Source organism: Massilia sp. Bi118 (assembly GCF_918697865.1).
Lineage (GTDB): Bacteria > Pseudomonadota > Gammaproteobacteria > Burkholderiales > Burkholderiaceae_D > Telluria.
Genome location: NZ_CAKKMV010000005.1, coordinates 125,971 through 149,720, shown reverse-complemented (window position 1 = coordinate 149,720; position 23,750 = coordinate 125,971). Strand labels below are relative to the sequence as shown.

Here is a 23,750-nt window from a genome sequence, read left to right as displayed (position 1 = left end):
ACAGTTCTTGCTCAGGCATAGCCGATGGTAAAGATCCGCATCGTCAGTTTATACAAAAGATAGGCGATTTCGTGGCCTGTACGGCGCACCCATCCGAGTTGCCTCAAATCATCCAGCCCGACCGGCACACCGTCGGCGATGCCGCGCTCGATCTGCTTGGCCATGCTGGAGGCGAAAGCGGCGTCGCGCACCACCACGTTCGCTTCCTGATTCACGAACAGGGACAGGCCGTCGCAGTTGCTGGAGCCGACCGTGGCCCAGTCATGGTCGACCACCGCCACCTTGGCGTGCAGCTGGGTCTTGCGGTATTCGACGATGCGCACGCCCGCCGCCAGCAGCTGCGGGTAGAAGGAGCTCGCCACCGCATCCTGCATGCGGAATTCGCCCACGCCGATCAAGAGGCAGACGTCGACCCCGCGCCGCGCAGCCTGCGCCAGCGCCTGGCGGAATTTGAGTCCCGGTGCAAAGTATGGCGTGGCCATCAGCACCCGCTTGCGGGCGCGGCCGATGGCCTGCAGGTAGGCGCGCTGGATGGTACGGCGGTTGCGCAGGTTGTCGCGCACCACGAAGCCGGCGCGCATCGGATGCTCGCCCTGCCCCGGCGCCTGCTTGCGGGTTTCCTTGAACAGGTGGTAGCGATGCTTGATGTTCAGGTGGCCGGCGCGGGTCCACTGAGCCTGGGCCTCGCGGTGGATGCGCTCCACCAGCGGGCCGCGCACGCGCACCGCGAAATCCCAGCGCGGCGCCGGCAGCGGCTTATAGGGCGCGTAGTCGCACAGGGTGTCGTCGTTGGTATTGATGCCGCCCACGAAAGCGGTCTCGCCGTCCACCACGCAGATCTTGCGGTGGCTGCGCGCGGCGCCGCGCCGGAACCAGCGGTTGAACATGCGGTAGTGCACGCAGTGCCGGGCGAATTCCTCGCCCAGGCGGGCGGCCGTGCGGCGGCCGGTGCCGAACCAGTCGACCAGCACGCGCACCTTGACATCCCGCTTGGCGGCGCGGATCAAGGCGTCGGTGACGGCGCGCGCGGTCTCGTCCTCGGCGTAGATATAGGTCTCGAAGAGGATCTCCTGCCTGGCCGAATCGATCGCGGCCAGCAGTTCCTTGAAATAGTTGCCGCCGCTTTCCAGTAGCTTGACGTCGTTATTGGCGACGTAAGGGACCGATCGCATGGGCGCTCAGGACAGCTGCAGGTTGGCGACGATGGGCGCGTGGTCCGACAGCTTGGCCCATTGCGGCCCGTGCAGGACTTCCGCCTGTTCGACCTTGAAGCCGCGCACATAGATGCGGTCGAGGCGGAACCAGGGCATGGCGGCGGGGAAGGTCCGCGCCGGCACCAGGCGGCGCTCGCGGCCGGCCACGTTGCGCACCAGCTCGCCGATCTTCGAGGACCGTTTTTCCAGCTCGTCGAACACCTCGACCACGCCCAGCTTCAGGCGCAGGCAGTCGGACAGGGTATTGCGCCAGTCGTTGAAGTCGCCGGCGATGATGACCGGCTCGCCGTTCGGCGCCGAATCGTTGACGGCGCTGATCAGGGCGTCGGTCTGGCGCCGGCGGCTGCCTTCGAACAGGCCCAGGTGGACCACATAGCAGTGCACCTTGCCGACCGGCGTGTCCAGCGCGCAGTGCAGGATGCCGCGCTGCTCGTAGGCGTGGTCGGAAACGTCGTGGTTATGCTCGTTGGCGATCGGGTAGCAGGACAGCAGCGCATTGCCGTGGTGGCCATGGTCGTAGACCGCGTTCATGCCGTAGGCGGAATGCAGCGACTCGCCGGCAAAGAACTCGTGCTGGGCCTTCTCCGGCCAGTGGTGATGGGGACTGCGCACCTTCTCGCCATAGCGTGCCTGGTAGCGGTCGTGCCGGCCCTGCACTTCCTGCAGGAACACGACATCCGCATCGAACATGCCGATGGCCTTCTTCAGCGCCACCACACGCGGGGTGCTGCGGAAAGAAGAGACGCCTTTATGGATGTTATAGGTCGCAACACGAATTTTCATGGGAACATTTTAACCCCATCATTCCGTGTTCTCCCGGTAAGCGCGCCAATCGTGCGGCACGTCAGGACGCGGCCAGCACCCTGGCCTGCACTTATTTCTCCAAGGCACGTATTTAGGGCTGGGCAGCGCGTACGACGCGGTTGCGCCCCTCCCGCTTGGCGCGGTACATGGCCTGGTCGGCGGCCCGGAACAGCGCTTCGGCATCGGGGCCGTGGAGCGGGAACTCAGCGACGCCGAACGAGGCCGTGATGGTGTCCGGGCCGGCGCCGTCGTTCATCGGCGGCGCGCCCGCGATATCGGCGCGCAGCGACTCCGCGCGCCTTAGCGCATCCGACTGCGCGCAGTCCGGCATCAGGATCACCAGCTCTTCGCCGCCGTAGCGGCAGGCGACGTCGCAGTAGCGGATCGATTGCCGCACCAGCTGGGCGATCGCGCGCAGCACCGCATCGCCGGCGGCATGCCCGAAGCCGTCGTTGACGCGCTTGAAGTGATCGACGTCGAGCACCACCAGCGACAGCGGCGAGGCCATGCGCCGCGAACGCGCCAGCTCGCGCCTGAGGGTCTCGTCGAAGTAGCGGCGGTTGAACAGGCCCGTCAGCGGATCCAGCACCGACTGGCGGCGCAGCGATTCGCGCAGCCTGGCGTTGCCGAGGGCGAGCGCCAGCTGCTCGGCCACCGTCACGGCCAGCTGTTCCTGCTCTTCGCGCACGCCGGCTTCGCGCGCCAGGTCTTCGAGGTGGACCAGGCCGATCAGTTCGTCGTGCGTGACCAGCGGCACGCACAGGCGCATGCCGCCCTTGCCGTCGCCGCCGTGGCTGCGGTAATGCGCGCAGGATGGCCTGTCGCAGCCCGAGGTCTTGTATTGCGTGCCGTGCTGCAGAGCCCAGCAGTCGTCCTGCGTCATCTCGGACGGCTGGGCGGAGGCATCGCCCCAGCGCGACAGCTGGTGCAGCGTGCCCTCGTCGTCGCCGTCCAGCGCGAAGAAGGTGCCGCCAGCGCCGGGCAGCAGCCTGGCGAAGCCGCGCGCCACGACCGCCCCGGTATCCAGGCTGGATGGCATGGCTTCGACTGCGCGCAGCATCTCGGCGACGATCCTGAGTTCGCGGTTCTGGCGCGTGCCCACTTCGACCGCGCTGGCCAGCTGCTCGGCCTTGTGCTCGAGCTGGAGCGCGGTGTCGCGGCGCTCGCGCAGCATGCGCGCCAGGACCACCAGCAGCGCGCCGAACACGCAGATATTGATGAGGGTGGCGGCCAGGCTCACCATGAAGGACCGGCGCGAGGCCGCCAGCATCTCGGTGCGCAGCTCGGCGCGCCGCGCCTCGGTGCGCACGTGGCGCGCCGCCACCAGGCGGCGCAATTCGTCCATGTAGGCCTTGCCGCGCATCGAGCCGACGGTTTGCGCGGTCTTCGCAAAGCCCTCGGCGCGGCGGACGGCGATGGTCTCGTCGAGTTCGGCCAGCTTGAGCTCGGCCAGGCGCGCGATGTGCCGCAGATTGGCCCGCTCGGCATCGCTGCCGGCCTTGTCCTTGGCCTCGCGGATGGCGGCCGGCAGCGCCTGCTCTGCGTGGCGCCAGGGTTCGAGGAAGACTTCGTTGCCGGTGATGATGAAGCCGCGCTGGCCGGTTTCGGCATCGCGCAGCATATCCAGGATGCTGTCGACGCGCTGCTGCTGCTCCAGCTCCGCGCGCAAGTCATGGACCAGGGCCGTCGTGGAGCGGTCCAGCCAGAAGGGCACCGCCGCCACCAGCACCATCACGAGAAACACGGCCAGTGCGGCAAATTTTATGTTCTTTTTACTGCGCATGCGGCTGGGCAGATATGTATCTCACTCAAGTGCGAGCAAACATAGCATAGATTTTGAACAGCACGATTGCAGTCGCCATCTTTTGACGCGCCTGCCGGCTATTCTTCGGTTTCGAAACGGAAGTCGCCGGCTGGGAGCATCAAGGCTGGGGCCGGTTTGCCGGCATCAAGCAGCACGACGTCGGCCGGCACCGCATCCTTCCCATCCGCTGGCCGGAACGCCTTGATCACGCGCCGACCCTGCTTCGGCAGCAGTGCGGACGGAATGGGACGCGGCGCGCGGCCGGCCAGGGTCTGCAGCCATTCGGGGCGGCCGTCGCGCGTGGCATAGCGGGGGAAGATCACCTGCATATCGATTCGTCCCTCGTAGCCGCTCAGCACCGGGTGGCTGCCATCCGGTGCGCGCAGGACGAATGGCGCCGTTTCCGGGAACTTGCCGAGCAGGCCGGCATACATGGGATGCTCCAAGGCGGGGTCAGGATGGGCGTAGAACTGTGTCTGGTCGACGTGCAGGGTCGGCACGCCGCTCAGCCGGCGGATCAGCTCGCCCATCGGCACGAAAGGCATCTTGTCGCCAGGCGCCACCTTGATCAGGTGGTGGTAGCCGACGTGGATCAGCACCTTGGCGTTCTTGTCCCTGCCGAGCGTGCGCTCGATGAGCTGGCGTGCCTGCACCTGCTCGCGTTCCCTCACCTGTTCGGTCTGGTTGAGGCCGGACGACGTGGTCCGTTCGATCTCGTAGGGGACCAATGTCCAGCCATCGGCCACGGCCTCGTTCACGAAATCGGCAAATCCCGGCTCCCAGGTATAGGTGCCGGTCCTGAACTGCGTCCGTCCCGCCGCGCTCAAGGGCACTCTGCCCTGGCTGTCGGCATTGAAGGTCTCGGCAGCCAGGTAGGTGTAGCCGATCTTGCGCAGTTCCTGCGCCAGCCTGCGCGTGAAGGCGCGGTGCATCGGCACGTGGTGGGCTTCGTTGATCAGCACGATCTGTTTGCTGCGCGCCTGCTCGACGATGGCGCGGATTGCATCCTCGGCGCGGGCGTCCTCCACCCCGGGCAGGTTCGCCACCTGCTGGGGCTTCAGCAGCGGCCTGGCCGGCATTTGCAAATCGAAGGCGGCGATGGCGCCGTCGGTGTCGCCCACATAGGACCGGTTCGTGGCCAGGCTTTGCAATGCATGGCTCATACGGCGTATGGCAGTCTCCACCTCGGGCGTGCGCGGGCGCGCATATGCCTCCGCAGGCAAGGCCGCCGCGTCTTTTTCGGCGTTGGCCAGCGGCTGCAGGTAACTGCCGAGGGCGTACGGGCGCGATTGCTGGGCGGACGCCCCGTCCACGGCAAACAGCGCGGCCACCAGCACGACGGAAAGGGAAAGACGCGCAGGCATCGCGACTCCGGTCGGTAGAGAAAAGCCCTACTCTAGCGGAAAAAGATGTCTTTACATCAACTAGCAGGATGAGGGGGTGACGTGGCGCGGCAAATGCAGGATCGCCTCCGCATTCGAGCTGGAGAAGCAGCGGTCGGCCGCTTCCAGCAGCGGCAGCCACGCATATTGCAGGTGCTCGCGCGGGGCCAGCGTGATAGCGATATCGCGCGGCACGCAGACGGAGAACACGTGCTCGGTATTGTGGGTCACTCCGGGGGGATAGCGGTGGCGCCAGGTCTGGTAGATCTCGTAGACGTTGGAGAGGTGCCAGTCGTGCAGGCGGATCGTCTCGCCGTCGGCATGGATGCCGGTTTCCTCGAACAGCTCGCGGGCGGCGGTGTCGAGCAGCGGTTCGTCGATCCGGTCGAGGGAACCGGTGACGGATTGCCAGAAGCCGGGCCGGTCGGCGCGCTCGATCAGCAGGACCTCGAGGTCGGCGGTGTGGATGACGACGAGGACGGATTCGGGGATTTTGTGGGGCATGAGCGCTATTGTAGCGCCCAAAAGCGTCGTCCCCGCGGAGGCGGGGACCCAAGTGCTGTAAGCGCTAACGAAACGCCGGCAAACTTGGGTCCCCGCCTGCGCGGGGACGACGGGTGAAGCTTACGCCACCTTCGGCTGCTCGCCACGCAAACGGATATGCAGTTCCTTCAGCTGCTTCTCGTCCACTTCCGACGGCGCGTTGGTCAGCAGATCCTGTGCGCGCTGGGTCTTCGGGAAGGCGATCACGTCGCGGATCGAGGTCGAGCCGGTCATCAGCGTGATCAGGCGGTCCAGGCCGAAGGCCAGGCCACCGTGCGGCGGCGCGCCATACTGCAGGGCGTCGAGCAGGAAGCCGAACTTCAGCTGGGCTTCTTCGGCGTCGATCTTCAGGGCGCGGAACACCTTGCTCTGGACTTCTTCGCGGTGGATACGGATCGAACCGCCGCCCAGCTCCCAGCCGTTCAGGACCATGTCGTAGGCTTTGGCGATGCAGGCGCCCGGGTTCGATTCCAGCATGTCCTCGTGGCCGTCCTTCGGTGCGGTGAACGGGTGGTGGGTCGCGGTCCAGCGATTGGCTTCGTCGTCGTACTCGAACATCGGGAAGTCGATCACCCACAGCGGCGACCAGACGTCGTCGAACAGGCCGGCCTTCTTGCCGAATTCCGAGTGGCCGATCTTCACGCGCAGCGCGCCGATGGCGTCGTTGACGACCTTGGCTTTGTCTGCGCCGAAGAAGATCAGGTCGCCGTCTTCGGCGCCGGTCATTTCCAGGATCTGGGCGAGGATCTCGTCCGAGAGGCTCTTGACGATCGGCGACTGCAGGCCGTCACGGCCTTTCGCCTTCTCGTTGACCTTGATGTAGGCCAGGCCCTTGGCGCCGTAGATGGCGACGAACTGGGTGTAGGCGTCGATTTCCGAACGCGGCATCGAGCCGCCCTGCGGCACGCGCATGCCGACCACGCGGCCACCGGCCATGTTGGCGGCGCTGTTGAAGATCTTGAATTCGGCGGTCTTCACCACATCGGTCAGTTCGGTGAACTGCAGCTTGACGCGCATGTCCGGCTTGTCCGAACCGTAGGAGCCCATGGCGGTGGCGAAATCCATCACCGGGAAGGGGTTCGGCAGGTCGATGCCGGCGGCGTTCTTGAAGACCACACGCATCATGTCTTCGAACAGGTCACGGATTTCCTGCTCGGTCAGGAACGAGGTTTCGCAGTCGATCTGGGTGAATTCCGGCTGGCGGTCGGCGCGCAGGTCTTCGTCGCGGAAGCACTTGGTGATCTGGTAGTAGCGGTCGAAGTTGGCGACCATCAGCAGCTGCTTGAACAGCTGCGGCGACTGCGGCAGCGCGAAGAAGGTGCCCGGGTTGACGCGCGACGGCACCAGGTAGTCACGGGCGCCTTCCGGGGTCGACTTGCCCAGCATCGGGGTTTCGATGTCGATGAAGCCCAGGTTGTCCAGGTACTTGCGGACTTCCATCGAGACTTTGTAGCGCAGGCGCAGGTTGTGCTGCATCTGGTCGCGACGAAGATCCAAAACGCGGTGCGTCAGGCGGGTGGTTTCCGACAGGTTGTCGTCGTCCAGCTGGAACGGCACCGGCACCGAAGCGTTCAGCACTTCCAGTTGCGTGGTGTTGATTTCGATCTTGCCCGACTTCAGGTTGGCGTTGGCGGTGCCCTCCAGGCGGTTCACGACGGTGCCGGTGATGCGCAGGCAATACTCGTTGCGCACGTGCTCGGCGCCCTTGAAGACGTCCGCATTGTCGGGGTGGCAGACGACCTGCACCAGGCCTTCACGGTCGCGCAGGTCGATGAAGATCACCCCGCCGTGGTCGCGGCGGCGGTGCACCCAGCCGCACAGGCTGACGGTTTGGCCCAGCAGCTCTTCGGTCACGAGGCCGCAGTAGTTGGTACGCATGGAGGACATAGTTTTTCGATCCAGGTTGGTTATTCGGTGCCTGCTGCCAGGCGTTAGATTCTTGCTATTCGGGCGCCACGACGCCCATCGACACGATGTACTTCAGGGCCGCGTCGACCGTCATGTCCAGTTCGACGACCCGGCTGCGTTCCATCATCAGGAAGAAGCCGGAGGTCGGATTCGGGGTGGTCGGCACGTACACGCTCACGTAGTCGCCCACCAGGTGATTCTTCACGTCGCCGCCCGGCACGCCGGTCAGGAAGGCGATCGTGTGCGAGTTCTCGTGCGGGTACGGGATCAGCACGGCCTTGCGGAAGGCGTTGCCCGAGGACGAGAACAGGGTGTCGGACACCTGCTTGACGCTGCCGTAGACCGAGTTCACGACCGGAATGCGGTTCAGCAGCCGCTCCCACAGGCGCACGAACCACTTGCCGACCAGGTTATTGGTCAGCACGCCGGTCAGGAACACGATCGCCAGCGTGATAATCGCGCCCAGGCCAGGGATGTAAGTGCGCGGCTGCCAGTCGTTCGGCACCAGCACCAGCGACTGGTCCAGCAGGCCGATCACGAAGTTGAGCACCCAGGCGGTAATCGCCAGGGGAACCAGGACCAGCGCGCCGGTAATGAAATATTTACGCATTCGGTGTCCGCAATGGAATCAGGTGCTGCTGTCGCCCGGCTTCGCGGCCGGTGCAGCCGGTGCGACCGCCGCTGCAGGCGCGGCGCTGGCGGTGCTGCTGTCGCCGGCGCTACTGCTGCTGCCGTTGCTGCCGCTGTCGGCCGACGGCGCCGTGCCAGTCGCCGGCGCGCTGCCGCCGCGGAAGTCGGTCACATACCAGCCGGTGCCCTTGAGCTGGAAGCCGGCGGCGGTCACCTGCTTCTTGAACGAGGACTTGCCGCAGGACGGGCAGACGCTCAGGACCGGATCCGAAATCTTTTGCAGCACATCCTTGGCAAACCCGCATTCATCGCAGCGGTAGGCGTAAATCGGCATCTGAATACTCCGCAAAAATCATCAAAACCCTGAATTATAAAGCTTTTGCGGCGGGATTTGCCGCCTCGGCCCATGGCCGGACGGGATGAACACCCTGTTAACTTGCTGCCAACCGGCAACAGTGTTGTTTTTATTCCGCACAATGGATGAGTTACGTTTGCCGAACATCAACATACCTGTTTAAATAGCACTCCTCAGCTCAGCTGAAAAAGAAACAGAAGTTTGCGCGACCGGTCCTGCACCATCGCCGCGAAGCCATAAAAGAACGACTTCAAATCAGGGCCCTCCGCGGGCCCTTTTCTTTTACGAAGCCACAATGACGCGCTCTACCGAACCCCGGCTTGGCCGCCGTCCCAGGATCGCAGGCGGCAAGGAAACCGCACCCGTGATCCTGGACGCGGCCGAAAAACTGTTTTCGGTGCATGGCTTCCATGGCGTGACGGTGCGCGCCGTCGCCGTCGAATGCGGGGTCGACTCGGCCCTGGTCCACTATTACTTCGGCACCAAGCAGGCATTGTTCGACGCCGTGTTCGCGCGCCGCGCGGGTCCGATCAACCAGGACCGCATGGACGCGATGGACCGCTACGAAGCGGAATGCGGCGACCGCATGACGGTCGAGGGTGTCGCTTCGGCCTTCCTGATGCCCCTGCTCGACCGCGCCCGCCACAGCGACCCGGGCTGGCAGCATTATTTCGCCCTGCTCGGCCTGGTCAACAGCGCCCCCGGCTGGGGCGCGGACACCATGACCAGCCACTTCGATCCGGTGGTGCGGCGCTTCATCGGCCTGCTGCAGCGGGTGCTGCCGGATGCCGGCATCGACGACCTGTTCTACAGCTACCACTTCCTGACCGGCGCCCTGACGCTGACCCTGAGCGACACCGGCCGCCTGGACCAGCTGTCGGCAGGCAGCGCCTCCTCGTCCGACATGGCGGCGATCGCGCCGCGCATGATCGCTTATTGCGCGGCGGGGTTCCGCGCCGTCTGCGGGCCGCGCTAAGGCCTACTTCCTGCGCCAGACCATCCAGCGTTCTTTACCTGCAAACACCGGAATCGAATCGGTGACGGCATCATCCACGATGCAGTCGAAGTGCGGCGCCAGCAGCGCATCGAGTTCGGCGCGGGCAATGCCGAAGGGCGGGCCCTTGGGCGCATCGTCGAAGAAGAAGTAGCCGGCCAGCAGGCCGCCGGGCGCCAGCAGCCGGGCCCAGCGCGCGGCCACGTCAAGCCGGCGCGCACGCGGGAGCGCGCACAGGAAAGCCTGTTCGTAGACCAGGTCGAGCGGTTTGGGCGGCAGGTAATCGAAAAAGTCGGCCTGCACGATACGGTCGGCGTGCGGTCCCGCGAGCGCCTTTGCACGCGCCACCGCGCTGGACGAGAAATCGATGGCGGTGGCGTCCCAGCCGCCGTCCAGCATCAGCGCCAGTTCGTAGGCCGAGCCGCAGCCTGGTAGCAGGACTGCCGGGGGCCGTCCTGCGACCGTCAAAGGGCCGGGCGCCTGCGCCACGAAAGCACGCAGCGCGGCCGGGGCAGCACCGCGGTCCCAGGGCGTGAACTGCTTGTCGAAGCGCTCGTCCCAGAACGCGGGCGCGAGCGGATCGCGGATCGAGAAATCGGGCATGCTGGTCAGAAGCGGACGAAATGCATGGCGGCCAGGCCGACCACGGCGACGGCCGTGACGCCGGCCAGGAAGGCCAGCAGGCGGTTGGTGCGGCGCTGGTTCTCCACCAGCTTGTACATCAGGTCGCCCATATCGAGGTCGCTGTGCGCGTGCTTGTGCAGCACCTGGTGCGCCAGGCGCGGGATCTGCGGGAAGATCTGGGCGAAGCGCGGCGCCTCGTCGCGCAGGCGCTCGACAAAGCCGCGCCAGCCGACCTGGTCGGCCATCCAGCGTTCCAGGTAGGGTTTCGCGGTCTTCCACAGGTCGAGGTCCGGATCCAGCTGGCGGCCCAGGCCCTCGATGTTGAGCATGGTCTTCTGCAGCAGCACCAGCTGCGGCTGGACCTCGACGTTGAAGCGGCGCGAAGTCTGGAACAGGCGCAGCAGCACCTGGCCGAAGGAGATGTCCTTCAGCGGGCGGTCGAAGATCGGTTCGCAGGTGGCGCGCACCGCGGCTTCCAGCTCGTCGACGCGGGTGTCGCGCGGCGCCCAGCCGGATTCGATGTGGGCCTCGGCCACGCGCTTGTAGTCACGGCGGAAGAAGGCCAGGAAGTTCTGCGACAGGTAATCCTTGTCGAAGTCGTTCAGGGTGCCGACGATGCCGAAGTCCAGCGCGATGTAGCGCCCGAAGGTCGCCTCTTCCACCGATACCAGGATGTTCCCGGGGTGCATATCGGCGTGGAAGAAACCGTCGCGGAAGACCTGGGTGAAGAAGATCTCGACGCCGTCGCGCGACAGCTTTTTCAGGTCGACGCCGGCGGCCACCAGGCGGTCGGTCTGCGAGATCGGGATGCCGTTCATGCGCTCCATCACGATCACGCTGCTGGAGCAGTAGTCCCAGTACATCTCCGGGACCATCAGCAGGGTCGAGTTGGCGAAGTTGCGGCGCAGCTGGCTGGCCTGGGCCGCCTCGCGCATCAGGTCGAGTTCATCGTGCAGGTACTTGTCGAATTCGGCGACGACTTCGCGTGGCTTCAGGCGGCGGCTGTCCGGCCACAGCTTTTCGATCAGTCCGGCCGCCATCTGCATCAGGGCCAGGTCTTCATCGATGGTGGTCTTCATGCCGGGACGCAGCACCTTGACCGCGACTTCCTTGCCGTTCTTGAGGGTCGCGAAGTGCACCTGGGCGATCGAGGCCGAGGCCACCGGGGTGCGCTCGAAGGTCGCGAACAGCTGGTCCGGCGGGGCGCCGAGCGAACGCGTGATCTGGGCGATGGCGAGATCGGAATCGAAGGGCGGCACGCGGTCCTGCAGCAGCGACAGCTCGGCCACGATATCCTCGGGCATCAGGTCGGGACGGGTCGACAGCACCTGGCCGAACTTCACGAAGATCGGGCCCAGCTCTTCCAGGGCCAGGCGCAGGCGGATCGCGCGCGGCGAGGTGATGCGGCGCCAGAAGAACATCGTGTTGATGAAGCGGGCGGTGCGCGGCACGTCGAGGCCGGACATCGCGATTTCGTCGAGACCGTATCGGGTGAACACGGTCAGGATTTTCAGCAGGCGCAGGAATTTCAGGATCATCAGCTATCCGATTTGGGGTCCGGGAGTGCGGGAACGGTGGCGGCGCTGCGCTGGGCCAGCCGCTGTTCCAGTTTGGCGATGCGCTTGGCGGCGCGCTCGACGTCGTCGCGGGTGCGGTTCACCTCGTCCGCGAAGGCGTCGACGGTGCTCGGGCGGAGCAGCACGCGGCGTTCTTCGAGCAGGAATTCGGCGACGTTCTCCGCCAGCCGGCGCGAGGCGCCGGTCGCATGCGAGACGGCCGCGCGTGCGCCGCCCACCAGGCGGGCCGCCGCGATCGGGCCGAAAAAGCGTTCAAGGTCGTATTCGGCATCCCAACGCAGGCCTTTCGACAGCTGGGAGATGGTGTTTGCGAATTCGGCATCGCCGTCGATGCGCACATAGGAAAAGGCGCGGTCGCGGTTCTGCAGGATCAGCGGCAGGTCGCTGAGCTTGACGTGGATGGTCACGTCCGGCGCCTCGCCGTCGCCGGCCACTTCCAGCATGCCATCCTTCGCCACGCGCATGCACAGGCGGAGTTGGCCCCGCAGTTGCTCGACACTGATGCAGGCGACCTTGCCGGCCTTGCGCATCAGCGTATCGCGCGCCCAGGCTTCCTGGGCCAGCAGGTGATTGACGGTCGCTACGAATAAAGAAGAAGTCGGTGACATTGATGCTTGCGTTCAAAAAAAAACCGCCCTGCTTGGGCGGTTTCGATCTTACCAGTTCGCCGGGGCACAAACCGGGCGGCACGTACCCTTATGACAAAAATTGTCAAAAATATTAGGTAATTTGCTGGATACCCGCCAAAACCCAGCCGCCATTGCCGTTCAGCGGCTTGGCAAGGTTCCACACCTCGACGTAAGGCTCGGCCTGCGCGCCCGGGGCGTTGCGGATCATGCCGTTGAACTGCACGCTGGCCAGGTAGTCGCGCTCGGTAGTCTCGATGCCCAGCAGCTGGGCGTCGATCGAGACGACCTCGGTGTAATCCTGGTTGCCGCCGCGTTCCTGGATCTGCAGCTGCAGTTCGGCGAACACTTCGGGCGAGGTGAACTCGCGCAGGTCGGCCGTGTCGCCGCGGTCCCAGGCGGCCTGCATGCGGATGAAGGAGGCTTTCGCGTGGCGCAGGAAGGCTTCGGTATCGAAACCGGCCGGCACGCCCCACTGCTCGTGCGCGCCCTGCTTGTTCAGCGAAACGTTCGAGGTCGGCTGGTTGTAGCCGCCGGAATAGCTGTTCGCCGAGTTCGGCTGCCAGCCCTGGTTCAGGCCGGAACCGATTTCCGGCGTGGCGCTGGCCGCGCCGGTGGCGGGTACCGGATGCTGATTGAAGCCGGAAAACTGCGAATTGGCCGGGGCGGCTTTGCGGCGGAACATGCGCACGATGAACATCACGGCGAATACCAGCAGCAGGATCATCAGGATCGAGGACAGTGCGCTGGCCATGGCGCCGCCGATGCCGAAGTGCGAGAACAGCGCGCCCAGGCCCAGGCCCAGCAGCGCGCCGCCCAGCACGCCCTTCCACATGCTCGGACGACGCTGCGGAATCTGCTGCGGCGCCATCGGGGCCGGCGCCGGGCGTTGCTGGTAGCCCGGCTGCTGGTAAGGCGCCGGCGCGGGCGCCGGGGCCGGCGTGCGCATCCGGCTGACCGAAGACGACTGGCGCCCGAAGGAACGGCCGCCGCCCACCGGACGTGCGAATGCGTCGGCGACGAAGGACAGTGCGGTCACCGCGATCATCGTGCTGGCCAAGAATTTCTTCATCGTGGACACCTCAAAGTTTGATGCCGGTGTGGAGTGCGGCCACACCAGCCGTCAGGTTGTAGTACTGCACCCGTTCCAGGCCCACCGTTTCCATCATGGACTTCAGGGTTTCCTGGTCCGGATGCATGCGGATCGATTCGGCCAGGTAGCGATAGCTCTCGGCATCGCCCGCGATGCGCTGGCCCAGCCACGGCAGCACCGAGAACGAATACACGTCGTAGGGCTTCTGCAGCGGCGCGGCGACCTTCGAGAACTCCAGCACCAGCAGCTTGCCGCCCGGCTTCAGTACGCGGCGCATTTCCGCCAGCGCCTGGTCCTTGTGCGTCATGTTGCGCAGGCCGAAGGCCACGCTGACGCGGTCGAAGTAATTGTCCGGGAAGGGCAGTTTTTCCGCGTCACACAGCAAGGTGGGGGTCACTAGACCTTTATTCAATAGACGGTCACGGCCGACGCGCAGCATCGATTCGTTGATGTCGGTGAGCCAGACCTCGCCGCTCGGCCCCGCCTGCTTCGCAAAGGCCTTGGCCAGGTCGCCGGTGCCGCCGGCAATGTCGAGCACCTTGAAGCCGGGGCGGATACCCGCCTGGGCGATGGTGAAGGTCTTCCAGATGCGGTGCAGGCCGCCGGACATCAGGTCGTTCATCACGTCGTACTTCGACGCGACCGAGTGGAAAACCTTGGCGACTTCGTGGACCTTGTCGTCCTCGGAAACGGTCTTGTAGCCGAAATGGGTGGTGTTGGTCATATCGTTTGCCAGTTTGATCTTCTTGCATTATACAAGCGGCATGCAGGGAGGCGCGTATACAGCCCGGCCGCGGATACTGCTGAGCTGTTGTCGCGGAAATAACAACACTAGCAAAAACTTTATTTCAATCGTGCAGCACTTTCCTTAAATTTTGCTTATAGTGATTTAGCTCTGTCGAGTCCGCCAGGCGAAGACCTGGGGCGCGGCACAGTTTGGACAATCCTTTAAAGAGAGAAAAGACATGGCGACTGGCACTGTGAAATGGTTTAACGACTCCAAGGGCTTCGGCTTCATCAAACCGGATGATGGCGGCGACGATCTGTTCGCGCACTTCTCGGCGATCAATACGGCCGGCTTCAAGTCCCTGGCGGAGAACCAGCGCGTCAGCTTCGAGATCACCACTGGCCCGAAGGGCAAGCAGGCTGCCAACATCCAGCCGCAGGCGTAAAGCCGTCCAGCCGGCCGAGGCCGGCATCGGGCACAAAAAAAGCCGGCGTCAGCCGGCTTTTCCTTTTTCAGCGATCGGTCTTCAGCTGGCGAGCATCGCCTGCCGCTGCGAAGCGAGCGCGTAGCCGCCCTGGCTTACGGCTTGCGCGACACGCTGCGGCGCCGTGCCCGTCGCCTGGAGCTTGAACACGGCCACCAGTTCCGCCAGGCGCATCGCCTGCTCCTGCATCGCTTCCGCCGACGCCGCCGCTTCCTCGACCAGGGCCGCGTTCTGCTGGGTCGCCGCATCCATCTGGCCGATGGCGCCATTGATCTGCTCGATGCCCGATTCCTGCTCCCGGCTCGCCACGCCGATGTCGCCTAGGATACCGGCCACCTTCTGCACGCTGGCGACGACTTCCTGCATCGTGCTGCCCGCTTCATCCACCAGCCTGGAACCGAAGTCGACCTTCTCGACCGAATCGCCGATCAGCTGCTTGATCTCCTTTGCGGCCGAGGCCGAGCGCTGCGCCAGGTTGCGCACCTCGCTCGCCACCACGGCAAAGCCGCGCCCCTGCTCGCCGGCGCGCGCTGCCTCGACCGCCGCGTTCAGCGCCAGGATATTGGTCTGGAAAGCGATGCCGTCGATGACGCTGATGATGTCGACGATCTTGCGCGAAGCCTCATTGATGGCGCCCATCGTATCCACCACCTGCGCCACCACCGAACCGCCCTTGAGCGCCACGGCAGAGGCCGACGCCGCCAGCACGTTGGCCTGCCTCGCGTTCTCGGCGTTCTGCTTGACGGTCGAGGTCATTTCTTCCATCGAAGATGCGGTTTCCTCGAGCGAACTGGCCTGCTCTTCGGTACGCGAGGACAGGTCCTGGTTGCCGACCGCGATCTGGGTGGCGGCCGAGGCGATGGTATCGGTACCGGCGCGCACATCGCCGACGATGGTCGAGAGGCTGTCGCGCATGCGCTTCATGGAATACAGGATGCTCGAGGTGTCGCCGGCGCGAAGCGCGATGTCGGCAGCGAGGTCGCCCGAAGCGATGCGGTCGGCCGTTTCCACCACGAAGGCGGGTTCGGCGCCGATCTGGCGCACCAGCGAACGAGTCAGCAGGACGCCGCACACGGCGGCCACCAGCAGCGCAGCGATGCTGCTGCCGATCATGAGATGACGGGCCGTCACGTATTCCTCGGCCGCCGTCTGCTGGCTGCCCGCGATGACGTCCTTCTGCACCGCCATGAATTTGCGCAGGGCGTTGATGTATTCGCGCTGGCGCGGCCGCACCGTGTCCAGCAGCAGCGTCTTGGCGGCCTCGCGATCGCCGGCCATGACCAGCTTCAGGTAGGCATCCTCGCCCGGCGTGTATTCGGCGCCGCGGTCGATGACCTCCTGCAGCGCCGCCTTGCCCTGCGGCGTGACGACGGTCTTCTGCAACTGCGCCATGTACTCGGCGCGCGCCTTCTTGTCATCAAGCACGCCGTCGACCTCGGCCTTGATCTTGGCCGCGTCGTCGAGGATCAGCATGTTGCGGGTATGGCGTGCGGTTTCCATGACCCGGAACAGCCAGTCGCTGGCGGTGAGGATCTTCGGAACGCGATCGTCGGACATCTGCAGCATTGTGTGGTTCAGGCTGCTCAAGCGTTGCACGCCGATGGCGCTGACGGTGACCAGGAGGATGAGGATGGCGCCAATAGCCAGGCTCAGGCGGGTGCTTACTTTCATGGAGGCGTGCGTGGACATCTTTTCTCTCGAAAATGGATATTTTTAGGAATTGATGGCCTGGGGCTGGGGCCTGGATCGACGCACGGCCACCCGGCCGGCGTGAAAATGGGGACATCGGCGCCTGGCCTGCGCGTGGGTTGGGCAGGCGAACGGCGGCATGTGGAATATGTCAATACGATCGGATCGTAGCGACCGTATTTCTGCTTGTCAACAAATGCCTGGGATCTGTGTTGTTTTGCTGGCAGCTCAGGCCGGCGCTCAATGGGCGTGGCCGCCGCAGCCGCCGCTGCGTGCCGGCGCGCCCGGCAGCACCGTACCCGGCTCGCGCCCGCTGTCGCCCGCGAAGCCGGCCGCGTGCAGGCGCTGCAGGTAGTCCTGCCACATACTTTCCTGCTCGCTGCCCAGCTTGTACAGGTAGTCCCAGGTAAAGATGCCGGAATCGTGGCCATCGGTGAACAGCGGCTTGATGGCGTAATTGCCGACCGGCTCGACGCCCTTGATCCCAACTTCGCGCTTGCCGACCTGCAGCACTTCCTGGCCGGGGCCGTGGCCTTTGACTTCGGCCGAGGGGGAATAGACGCGCATCAGTTCGAAAGGGATGGCGAAGGCGGTGTTGTCGTCGAAGCTGATTTCGAGGATGCGGGATTGCTGGCGGATGGTGAGGTTGGTTGGGGTGGGCATGATGTCTACAAGTGAAAAACCGTCGTCCCCGCGCAGGCGGGGACCCAAGTTCTGGCTGAGCAGCCGATACGCAAACTCAACTTGGGTTCCCGCCTTCGCGGGAACGACGGGATAGGCTGATTTTACTGCTTCGCGAACGTCCGCTCGATCGCCCGCTTCAATTCCGGCACCAGCCCCCGCCTCTGCTCCAGCACCGCCTCGTCCGTCACCCGCACCGCCTGCGCCCAAACCGGGGCCGGAAAATGCGCGTCATCGGCATAGCGTGGAATCACGTGCCAGTGCAAATGCGGCACCACATTCCCGAGGCTCGCCACATTCACCTTCAGCGGCTGCATCACCTCGCGCACTGCCTGCTCCAGCTTGAACACGGCCTCGTTCAGCAGCAGGCGGTCTTCGTCCGCCAGGTCGCTGACTTCGCGCACATGCTCGTTCCAGATCACGCGCGCGAAGCCGGGGTAGCTGGCCTCGTTCGCCAGGATCACCGAGAACTTGTCGTTGGCGACCACCTTCGAAGCGGCCGCCAACCCACACAGCTCGCAACCCTCCACGTTCGACGTCATACCAGCACCCTTTCGATACCGCCGTTATTGGCGTTGGCCACGTAGTTCGGCAGCCAGTTCTCACCCAGCAGATGGCGCGCGATCTCGACCACGATGTAGTCGGCGGTCGTGCCCGAGTCGTCGTTGTAGCGCGACAGGCCTTGCAGGCAGGACGGGCAGCTGGTCAGGATTTTCACGTCGCCCTTGAAGCCGTCGGCGCGCAGTTTATCCGCGCCCTTCTCCATCTCTTCTTCCTTGCGGAAGCGGACCTGGGTCGCGATGTCCGGACGCGACACGGCAAAGGTGCCCGACTCGCCGCAGCAGCGGTCGTTCTTCTCGATCTTCACCTTGTCCACGGTCTGCACCAGCGCATTCACGGTCTTCATCGAGTCCTGCAGCTTCATCGGCGTGTGGCAGGGGTCGTGGTACATGTAGCGGGTGCCGGTCACGCCTTCCAGCTTGACGCCCTTCTCCAGCAGGTACTCGTGGATGTCCATGATGCGGCAGCCCGGGAAGATCTTCTCGAACTCGTAGGTCGCCAATTGATCGTAGCAGGTACCGCACGAAACGAGGACCGTCTTGATGTCCAGGTAGTTCAGGGTATTCGCCATGCGGTGGAACAGCACGCGGTTATCCGTCATCATCTTGTCGGCCTTGTCGTACTGGCCGGCGCCGCGCTGCGGATAGCCGCAGCACAGGTAACCCGGCGGCAGCACGGTCTGCACGCCCACTTCCCACAGCATCGCCTGGGTCGCCAGGCCCACCTGCGAGAACAAACGCTCGGAGCCGCAGCCCGGGAAGTAGAACACCGCTTCCGTGTCCGCGTTGGTCACCTTCGGATTGCGGATGATGGGGATGACCTTGTCGTCCTCGATGTCCAGCAGGGCGCGCGCCGTTTTCTTCGGCAGGTTGCCCGGCATCTTCTTGTTCACGAAGTGGATCACCTGCTCGCGGATCGGTGCTTTGCCCGTGGTCGGCGGCGGCGCCTTGGTCTGCTCCTTGGCCACCGCCTTCAGCAGGCTCGCACCCATGCGCTGCGCCTTGTAGCCCCAGCCGATCATCGCCTGGCGGGTGGCGTTGATGGTGGTCGGGTCGGTCGCGTTCAGGAAGAACATACCCGCGCGCTGGGCCGGCTTGAAGCTGCGTTTGTCCATCTTGCGCAGCAGGTTACGCATGTTCATCGAGACGTCGCCGAAGTCGATGTTGACCGGGCACGGCGTCACGCACTTGTGGCACACGGTGCAGTGGTCGGACACGTCCTCGAATTCTTCCCAGTGGCGGATCGAGACACCGCGCCTGGTCTGCTCTTCGTACAGGAAGGCTTCGATCAGCGCGGAGGTCGCGAGGATCTTGTCGCGCGGCGAATACAGCAGGTTCGATTGCGGCACGTGGGTGGTGCAGACCGGCTTGCACTTCCCGCAGCGCAGGCAGTCCTTGATGCTGTTGGCGATGGCGCCGATGTCGCTCTGCTGCATGATCAGCGACTCGTGGCCCATCAGGCCGAAGGACGGCGTGTAGGCGTTGCGCAGGTCGGCGTAGGCGGTGTCGGTGTTGAGCAGCTTGCCCTTGTTGAAGCGGCCTTCCGGATCGACCCGCTTTTTATACTCGCGGAAGTCGTGGATCTCTTCGTCCGTCAGGAATTCGAGCTTGGTGATGCCGATGCCGTGTTCGCCCGAGATCACGCCGTCCAGCGAACGGGCCAGCTTCATGATGCGCTCGACGGCTTTATGGGCGTCCTGCAGCATCGCGTAGTCGTCCGAGTTCACCGGCAGGTTGGTGTGGACGTTGCCGTCGCCGGCGTGCATGTGCAGGGCCACGAACACGCGCGAGCGCAGCACGCGCTGGTGGATGGCGGTGGCCTCGTCCAGGATCGGTTTATACGCCGCGCCGTTGAAGATGTGGCGCAGCGGCGCGCGGATGTCCTGCTTCCACGAGACCCGCACCGTATGGTCCTGCACCACGTCGAATAAGGTCGCCTGCGGCTGCTCGTTCAGGCGACGCTCGAAGTTCTCGTAAAAGCCGTCGAGCCCGAATTCGGTCAGCTTGGGCAGCACCTGCGTGAGGGGCTGGTCGAGGTTGGCCAGCAACCAGCCCCAGCGCGCCGCGGTCTTCGCCAGCAGTTCCTCGGCCTGCTGCGGGCGGTCGCCCAGGATCTCTTCCTTGGACACGCCCTCGCCGGTGGCGTCGTCGGCCTTGGTGACTTCCAGCTGGCCGGAGGCGACCAGGGCGTGCAATTCGCCAGCCAGCTGTAGTTTGTTCTTGATCGACAGCTCGATGTTGATGCGCTCGATGCCGTCCGTGTATTCGCCCATGCGGTTCAGGGGAATCACCACGTCTTCGTTGATCTTGAAGGCGTTGGTGTGGCGCGCGATGGCGGCGGTGCGGGCGCGGTCCAGCCAGAATTTTTTCCTGGCTTCCGCGCTCACGGCAACGAAGCCCTCGCCGACGCGGGTGTTCGCGATGCGCACCACTTCCGATGCAGCCTGCGCGACGGCATTCTCGTCGTCGCCGACGATGTCGCCGAACAGCGCCATCTTGGGCAGCGTGCCACGCTTCGATTTGGTCGCGTAGCCGACCGCGCGCAGGTAGCGCTCGTCCAGGTGTTCCAGGCCCGCCAGGCGCAGGCTTTCGAATTCCGGCTTGCCGTTCTTCGGCAGGCTGTCGAGATAATCCTTGATCTCGACGATCGACGGAATCGCATCGCGCGCCTGGCCGAAGAATTCCAGCGCCACGGTGCGCGTAAACTTCGGCATCTTGTGCAGGATCCAGCGGCTCGAGGTGATCAGGCCGTCCGTGCCCTCCTTCTGGATGCCCGGCAGGCCGGCCAGGAATTTGTCGGTGACGTCCTTGCCCAGCCCCTCCTTGCGGAAGCGGCGGCCTTCGATGCTGAGCGTCTCGGTGCGGAACGGCGCGCCCTTGGGAGCACCCTTCTCCGATGGATGCGTCCATTCGAGCTTGAAGGTCGCGACAGGGGCGTCGTGGATCTTGCCGAGATTGTGGTCGACGCGCGTCACGTCCAGCCAGTCACCGTTCGGGTCGACCATGCGCCACGACGCGAGATTATCGAGCGCGGTGCCCCACAGCACGGCCTTCTTGCCGCCCGCGTTCATGGCGATGTTCCCGCCGATGCAGGAAGCGTGGGCCGAGGTCGGATCGACCGCGAACACGAAGCCGGCCTTCTCGGCGGCCTGCGAGACGCGCTGGGTCACCACGCCGGCGCCGGTGTAGATGGTCGCGTACTCGCGCTCCACGCCTGGCAGGCGGCTCATCTCGACCTCGCCTATGCCAATCAGCTTTTCGGTGTTGATCACCGCCGACATCGGGCTCAGGGGAATTGCGCCGCCGGTGTAGCCGGTGCCGCCGCCGCGCGGGATGATGGTCAGCCCGAGTTCGATGCAGCCCTTCACCAGGCCGGCCATCTCGTCTTCGCTGTCCGGCACCAGCACCAGGAAGGGGTATTCGACGCGCCAGTCGGTGGCGTCGGTCACGTGCGAGGTGCGGTGCATGCCGTCGAAGCGGATGTTGCGCTTGTCGGTGTAGCGGCCCAGCACGGCCTTGGCGCGCTTGCGCAGGTCGTACATCTCGCGGAACTCGCGGCCGAAGTCGTCGACCGCCTTGCGGGCCGCTTCGAGCAGTTGTTCGACCGCCTGGCTGCGCGCGGCGCTGGTGGCCGCGTCAAGGTTCTCGCTGGCGTCCACGGTCAGGCGGCGCTTGTCGACTTCGGCCAGGCGGTGATGCAGGGCCTCGATCAGCTTGGCGCGCCGCTTCGGGTTGTCCAGCATGTCGTCCTGCAGATACGGGTTGCGGCGCACCACCCAGATGTCGCCCAGGACTTCATACAGCATGCGCGCCGAGCGGCCGGTCTGGCGTGCGCCGCGTAATTCGTCCAGCAGCCGCCACGAGGACTCGCCCAGCAGCCGGATCACGATCTCGCGATCGGAGAACGAGGTGTAGTTGTAAGGGATTTCGCGCAGACGGGCGGGCGCGTTCTCTTCGAGCAGGGCGTGGATGTTTGCTGGAGCGTTCATGGGCTATCGGATGCTGACGAACTGGCGCGTAGGGGGCTTCATTCTAGCTTATTGCGATGCACCACGCTGGGCGTCGAGCGATTTTTACAAGCCTGTTTTAGCACAAACATCGGCAAAACGGGCTTCCATGCAAATTTCCGATGCATAAAAACTCGTTTTTGCACCGAAAACTCGGCGATGTAATCAGGAGGGCATCTTATCCACGCGGGGTCGATTCCGCACTGCCCCAGGCCCGGTAGCGACGGGTCAAACGCAGGCCGCGCAACTGGTCGAGCACCAGCGTGACGACCGGACTGTAGGCGGCCAATGCCCCGCCGCCCTTTGCCAGCGCATGCAGGCGGCGCCGTACCAGCGCCATCTGCGCCAGGCTGGTCAGCGCCTTGTCCTTCCAGGCGACGGCCGGCATGCGGGCTACGGGTTCGCGTCCCGCCTGCCATTGGCGCGGCAGGTCGGGCACCGCGGCCAGCGCCGTGCCGATGCCGACGATCGCGACGCCGCTTTGCAGGACCTGCTCAGCGATGGCGCGGCGCGCGATGCCGCCGGTCGTCATCAGCGGCATCTTCGCGACTGCCGCGAGATCCGTGGCGAATTCGAGGAAATAAGCTTCGCGCGCGAGCGTGCGGCCGTCCGCGGTGCGGCCCTGCATCGCGGGGCTCTCGTAGCTGCCGCCCGACAGCTCGACCAGGTCGACACGCTCGGCATTCAGCATCGCCAGCACCTGCTTCGCATCGTCTTCGGAAAAGCCGCCGCGCTGGAAATCGGCCGAATTCAGTTTGACGGCGACGCAGAAGCCCGGCGCCACACGGGCGCGCACCGCCCGCACCACCTCCAGCAGCAGGCGCGCGCGATTCGCGAGGCTGCCGCCCCAGGCATCGTCCCGCCGGTTGGTCAGCGGCGACAGGAATTGCGAGAGCAGGTAGCCGTGCGCCGCATGGATCTGCACGCCCGTGAAGCCCGCCTGCTCGGCCGCGTGGGCGGTGCTTGCGAAGCGTTCGATGACTTCCGCGATATCTGCCACCGTCATGGCCACCGGTTGCGCGAACATCTTGCTGTGCTTGCCCAAGTCCAGCGCCACCGCCGACGGCGCCCACGCCAATCCTCCCATGTTCGCCATCACCTGGCGGCCCGGGTGAGAGATCTGCATCCACACCTGGGCGCCGTGCGAACGTGCTTTCTGCGCCCAGGTTTTGAATGGCGCCAGCGGCGTGCCGGCTTCGAGGGCGATGGTGCCCGGACCGGTCAGCGCACGGCGGTCGACCATCACGTTGCCGGTGATGAGCAGGCCTGCGCCGCCCTCGGCCCAGCGCTGGTACAGGCGCTGGATGCGCGGTCCCGGCAGCTGGCCGGCGTCGGCCAGGGTTTCTTCCATCGCGGCCTTGGCCAGGCGGTTGGGAACGACGGCGCCGTTCGGCAGGGTGAAAGGTGTGAATAGCATGGTCGGGTCTCGAAATCGTCAGGGATGAGGTATCCTAAGCTTGAAGCCAACTTGAAGGTCAAGCACCAAAATGAAAATCGGCGAACTGGCGGAGCGCACCGGCATTCCGGCATCGACCATCCGCTACTACGAGAAGGAAGGCTTGCTGCCGAAGGCGCAGCGCGGCGCGAACGGCTACCGGGTCTACCAGGACAGCGCGCTGGAACGGCTGGACCTGATCCAGCTCGGCCAGAACCTGGGCTTTTCGCTGGACACGATCCGAAGCATCGCCGCGCTGCAAGGCACCGCGCTCAAGGACGCCCTGCTCGGCCAACTGGAGGCGCGGCTGGACGAGATCGACCGCCTGCGCGCCATCCTCGACGCGCAGCGCAGCTCGGTGGCCGAGGCGAAGGAACGGGTACTGGCGGCCCTGGCGCGCGGCGAGTGCCGGGTGGGGGCGGCGTGGACCACAGAGGAGTGTTTCAAGAAGACCTGATCAGCCGAACCAGCGGCTGGTCGTGTCCCCAATCGCCTTCGACCAGCCATCCGGCACATACAGCAAAGTCACCGTCATGCAGATATAGCGCCCGAACTTACCGATCGCCATCGGTATCTTCTAAGAGCCAAGCCCGTTTTTATATTATTTTAGCGT

At 65.0% G+C, this 23,750-nt stretch carries 21 protein-coding genes; 3 read left to right on the top strand and 18 right to left on the bottom strand.

Annotated features, from left to right (window positions below):
* Positions 1-11: 11 nt before the first annotated feature.
* The 8 genes from clsB to LQV39_RS09290 form a co-directional block, all read right to left on the bottom strand.
* Positions 12-1,172, bottom strand: coding sequence for a cardiolipin synthase ClsB (gene clsB, locus LQV39_RS09325; RefSeq protein ID WP_230024511.1), 1,161 nt, complete (start codon positions 1,170-1,172; stop codon positions 12-14).
* A gap of 6 nt (positions 1,173-1,178) precedes the next feature.
* Positions 1,179-1,997 (bottom strand): endonuclease/exonuclease/phosphatase family protein, encoded by an 819-nt coding sequence (locus LQV39_RS09320; RefSeq protein WP_230024504.1) that lies wholly within the window; start codon positions 1,995-1,997, stop codon positions 1,179-1,181.
* A gap of 112 nt (positions 1,998-2,109) precedes the next feature.
* Positions 2,110-3,762: a diguanylate cyclase gene (locus LQV39_RS09315; protein ID WP_230024493.1), complete on the bottom strand. Its 1,653-nt coding sequence runs from the start codon at positions 3,760-3,762 to the stop codon at positions 2,110-2,112.
* A 137-nt stretch (positions 3,763-3,899) separates the two neighbouring features.
* Positions 3,900-5,186, bottom strand: coding sequence for a hypothetical protein (locus tag LQV39_RS09310; protein ID WP_230024486.1), 1,287 nt, complete (start codon positions 5,184-5,186; stop codon positions 3,900-3,902).
* Positions 5,187-5,246: 60 nt separating this feature from the next.
* Positions 5,247-5,708: a dihydroneopterin triphosphate diphosphatase gene (nudB, locus tag LQV39_RS09305; RefSeq protein ID WP_230024479.1), complete on the bottom strand. Its 462-nt coding sequence runs from the start codon at positions 5,706-5,708 to the stop codon at positions 5,247-5,249.
* A gap of 120 nt (positions 5,709-5,828) precedes the next feature.
* Entirely contained in the window at positions 5,829-7,634 is a 1,806-nt protein-coding gene (aspS, locus tag LQV39_RS09300) for an aspartate--tRNA ligase (RefSeq protein WP_230024472.1), read from the bottom strand.
* 55 nt (positions 7,635-7,689) lie between these two features.
* Complete coding sequence (locus LQV39_RS09295) at positions 7,690-8,265, bottom strand: DUF502 domain-containing protein (RefSeq protein WP_230024463.1); 576 nt, start codon at positions 8,263-8,265, stop codon at positions 7,690-7,692.
* A gap of 18 nt (positions 8,266-8,283) precedes the next feature.
* Positions 8,284-8,619: an FmdB family zinc ribbon protein gene (locus LQV39_RS09290; RefSeq protein WP_230024455.1), complete on the bottom strand. Its 336-nt coding sequence runs from the start codon at positions 8,617-8,619 to the stop codon at positions 8,284-8,286.
* Between the two features lie 316 nt (positions 8,620-8,935).
* Here LQV39_RS09290 and LQV39_RS09285 point away from each other — a divergent pair, with 316 nt between their 5' ends.
* Positions 8,936-9,616 (top strand): TetR/AcrR family transcriptional regulator, encoded by a 681-nt coding sequence (locus LQV39_RS09285; RefSeq protein ID WP_230024451.1) that lies wholly within the window; start codon positions 8,936-8,938, stop codon positions 9,614-9,616.
* A gap of 3 nt (positions 9,617-9,619) precedes the next feature.
* Here the strand turns inward: LQV39_RS09285 and LQV39_RS09280 are convergent, their stop codons facing one another.
* The 5 genes from LQV39_RS09280 to ubiE form a co-directional block, all read right to left on the bottom strand.
* Positions 9,620-10,237: a methyltransferase domain-containing protein gene (locus LQV39_RS09280; protein ID WP_230024444.1), complete on the bottom strand. Its 618-nt coding sequence runs from the start codon at positions 10,235-10,237 to the stop codon at positions 9,620-9,622.
* Between the two features lie 5 nt (positions 10,238-10,242).
* A complete protein-coding gene (ubiB, locus tag LQV39_RS09275) occupies positions 10,243-11,796 on the bottom strand; it encodes a ubiquinone biosynthesis regulatory protein kinase UbiB (RefSeq protein ID WP_230024437.1) in 1,554 nt (517 codons plus the stop codon).
* Entirely contained in the window at positions 11,796-12,443 is a 648-nt protein-coding gene (locus LQV39_RS09270) for an SCP2 domain-containing protein (RefSeq protein ID WP_230024422.1), read from the bottom strand. Before LQV39_RS09270 ends, ubiB begins: the two co-directional genes overlap by 1 nt.
* Before the next feature lie 112 nt (positions 12,444-12,555).
* Positions 12,556-13,533: a Tim44 domain-containing protein gene (locus LQV39_RS09265; protein ID WP_230024415.1), complete on the bottom strand. Its 978-nt coding sequence runs from the start codon at positions 13,531-13,533 to the stop codon at positions 12,556-12,558.
* Positions 13,534-13,543: 10 nt separating this feature from the next.
* A complete protein-coding gene (ubiE, locus tag LQV39_RS09260; protein ID WP_230024408.1) occupies positions 13,544-14,278 on the bottom strand; it encodes a bifunctional demethylmenaquinone methyltransferase/2-methoxy-6-polyprenyl-1,4-benzoquinol methylase UbiE in 735 nt (244 codons plus the stop codon).
* A 241-nt stretch (positions 14,279-14,519) separates the two neighbouring features.
* On the opposite strand from ubiE, the gene LQV39_RS09255 reads away from it, so the two are divergent.
* On the top strand, positions 14,520-14,726 hold the full coding sequence (locus LQV39_RS09255) for a cold-shock protein (protein ID WP_230024400.1): 207 nt from the start codon (positions 14,520-14,522) through the stop codon (positions 14,724-14,726).
* An 81-nt stretch (positions 14,727-14,807) separates the two neighbouring features.
* On the opposite strand, the gene LQV39_RS26365 is transcribed toward LQV39_RS09255, so the two are convergent.
* The 5 genes from LQV39_RS26365 to LQV39_RS09225 form a co-directional block, all read right to left on the bottom strand.
* Positions 14,808-16,436 carry a methyl-accepting chemotaxis protein gene (locus LQV39_RS26365; protein WP_290368567.1) on the bottom strand — a complete coding sequence of 543 codons (1,629 nt, stop codon included), beginning with the start codon at positions 16,434-16,436 and terminating at the stop codon, positions 14,808-14,810.
* Between the two features lie 258 nt (positions 16,437-16,694).
* Complete coding sequence (locus LQV39_RS09240; protein WP_230024394.1) at positions 16,695-17,117, bottom strand: gamma-butyrobetaine hydroxylase-like domain-containing protein; 423 nt, start codon at positions 17,115-17,117, stop codon at positions 16,695-16,697.
* 122 nt (positions 17,118-17,239) lie between these two features.
* Positions 17,240-17,677: an HIT family protein gene (locus LQV39_RS09235; RefSeq protein ID WP_230024386.1), complete on the bottom strand. Its 438-nt coding sequence runs from the start codon at positions 17,675-17,677 to the stop codon at positions 17,240-17,242.
* Positions 17,674-21,684 (bottom strand): FAD/FMN-binding oxidoreductase, encoded by a 4,011-nt coding sequence (locus LQV39_RS09230; RefSeq protein WP_230024380.1) that lies wholly within the window; start codon positions 21,682-21,684, stop codon positions 17,674-17,676. The genes LQV39_RS09235 and LQV39_RS09230 overlap by 4 nt, the downstream gene beginning before the upstream one ends.
* A 196-nt stretch (positions 21,685-21,880) precedes the next feature.
* Entirely contained in the window at positions 21,881-23,119 is a 1,239-nt protein-coding gene (locus LQV39_RS09225) for an NADH:flavin oxidoreductase/NADH oxidase family protein (RefSeq protein WP_230024374.1), read from the bottom strand.
* 70 nt (positions 23,120-23,189) lie between these two features.
* Here LQV39_RS09225 and LQV39_RS09220 point away from each other — a divergent pair, with 70 nt between their 5' ends.
* Complete coding sequence (locus LQV39_RS09220) at positions 23,190-23,594, top strand: MerR family transcriptional regulator (RefSeq protein ID WP_230024366.1); 405 nt, start codon at positions 23,190-23,192, stop codon at positions 23,592-23,594.
* The last annotated feature ends 156 nt before the right edge of the window (positions 23,595-23,750 follow it).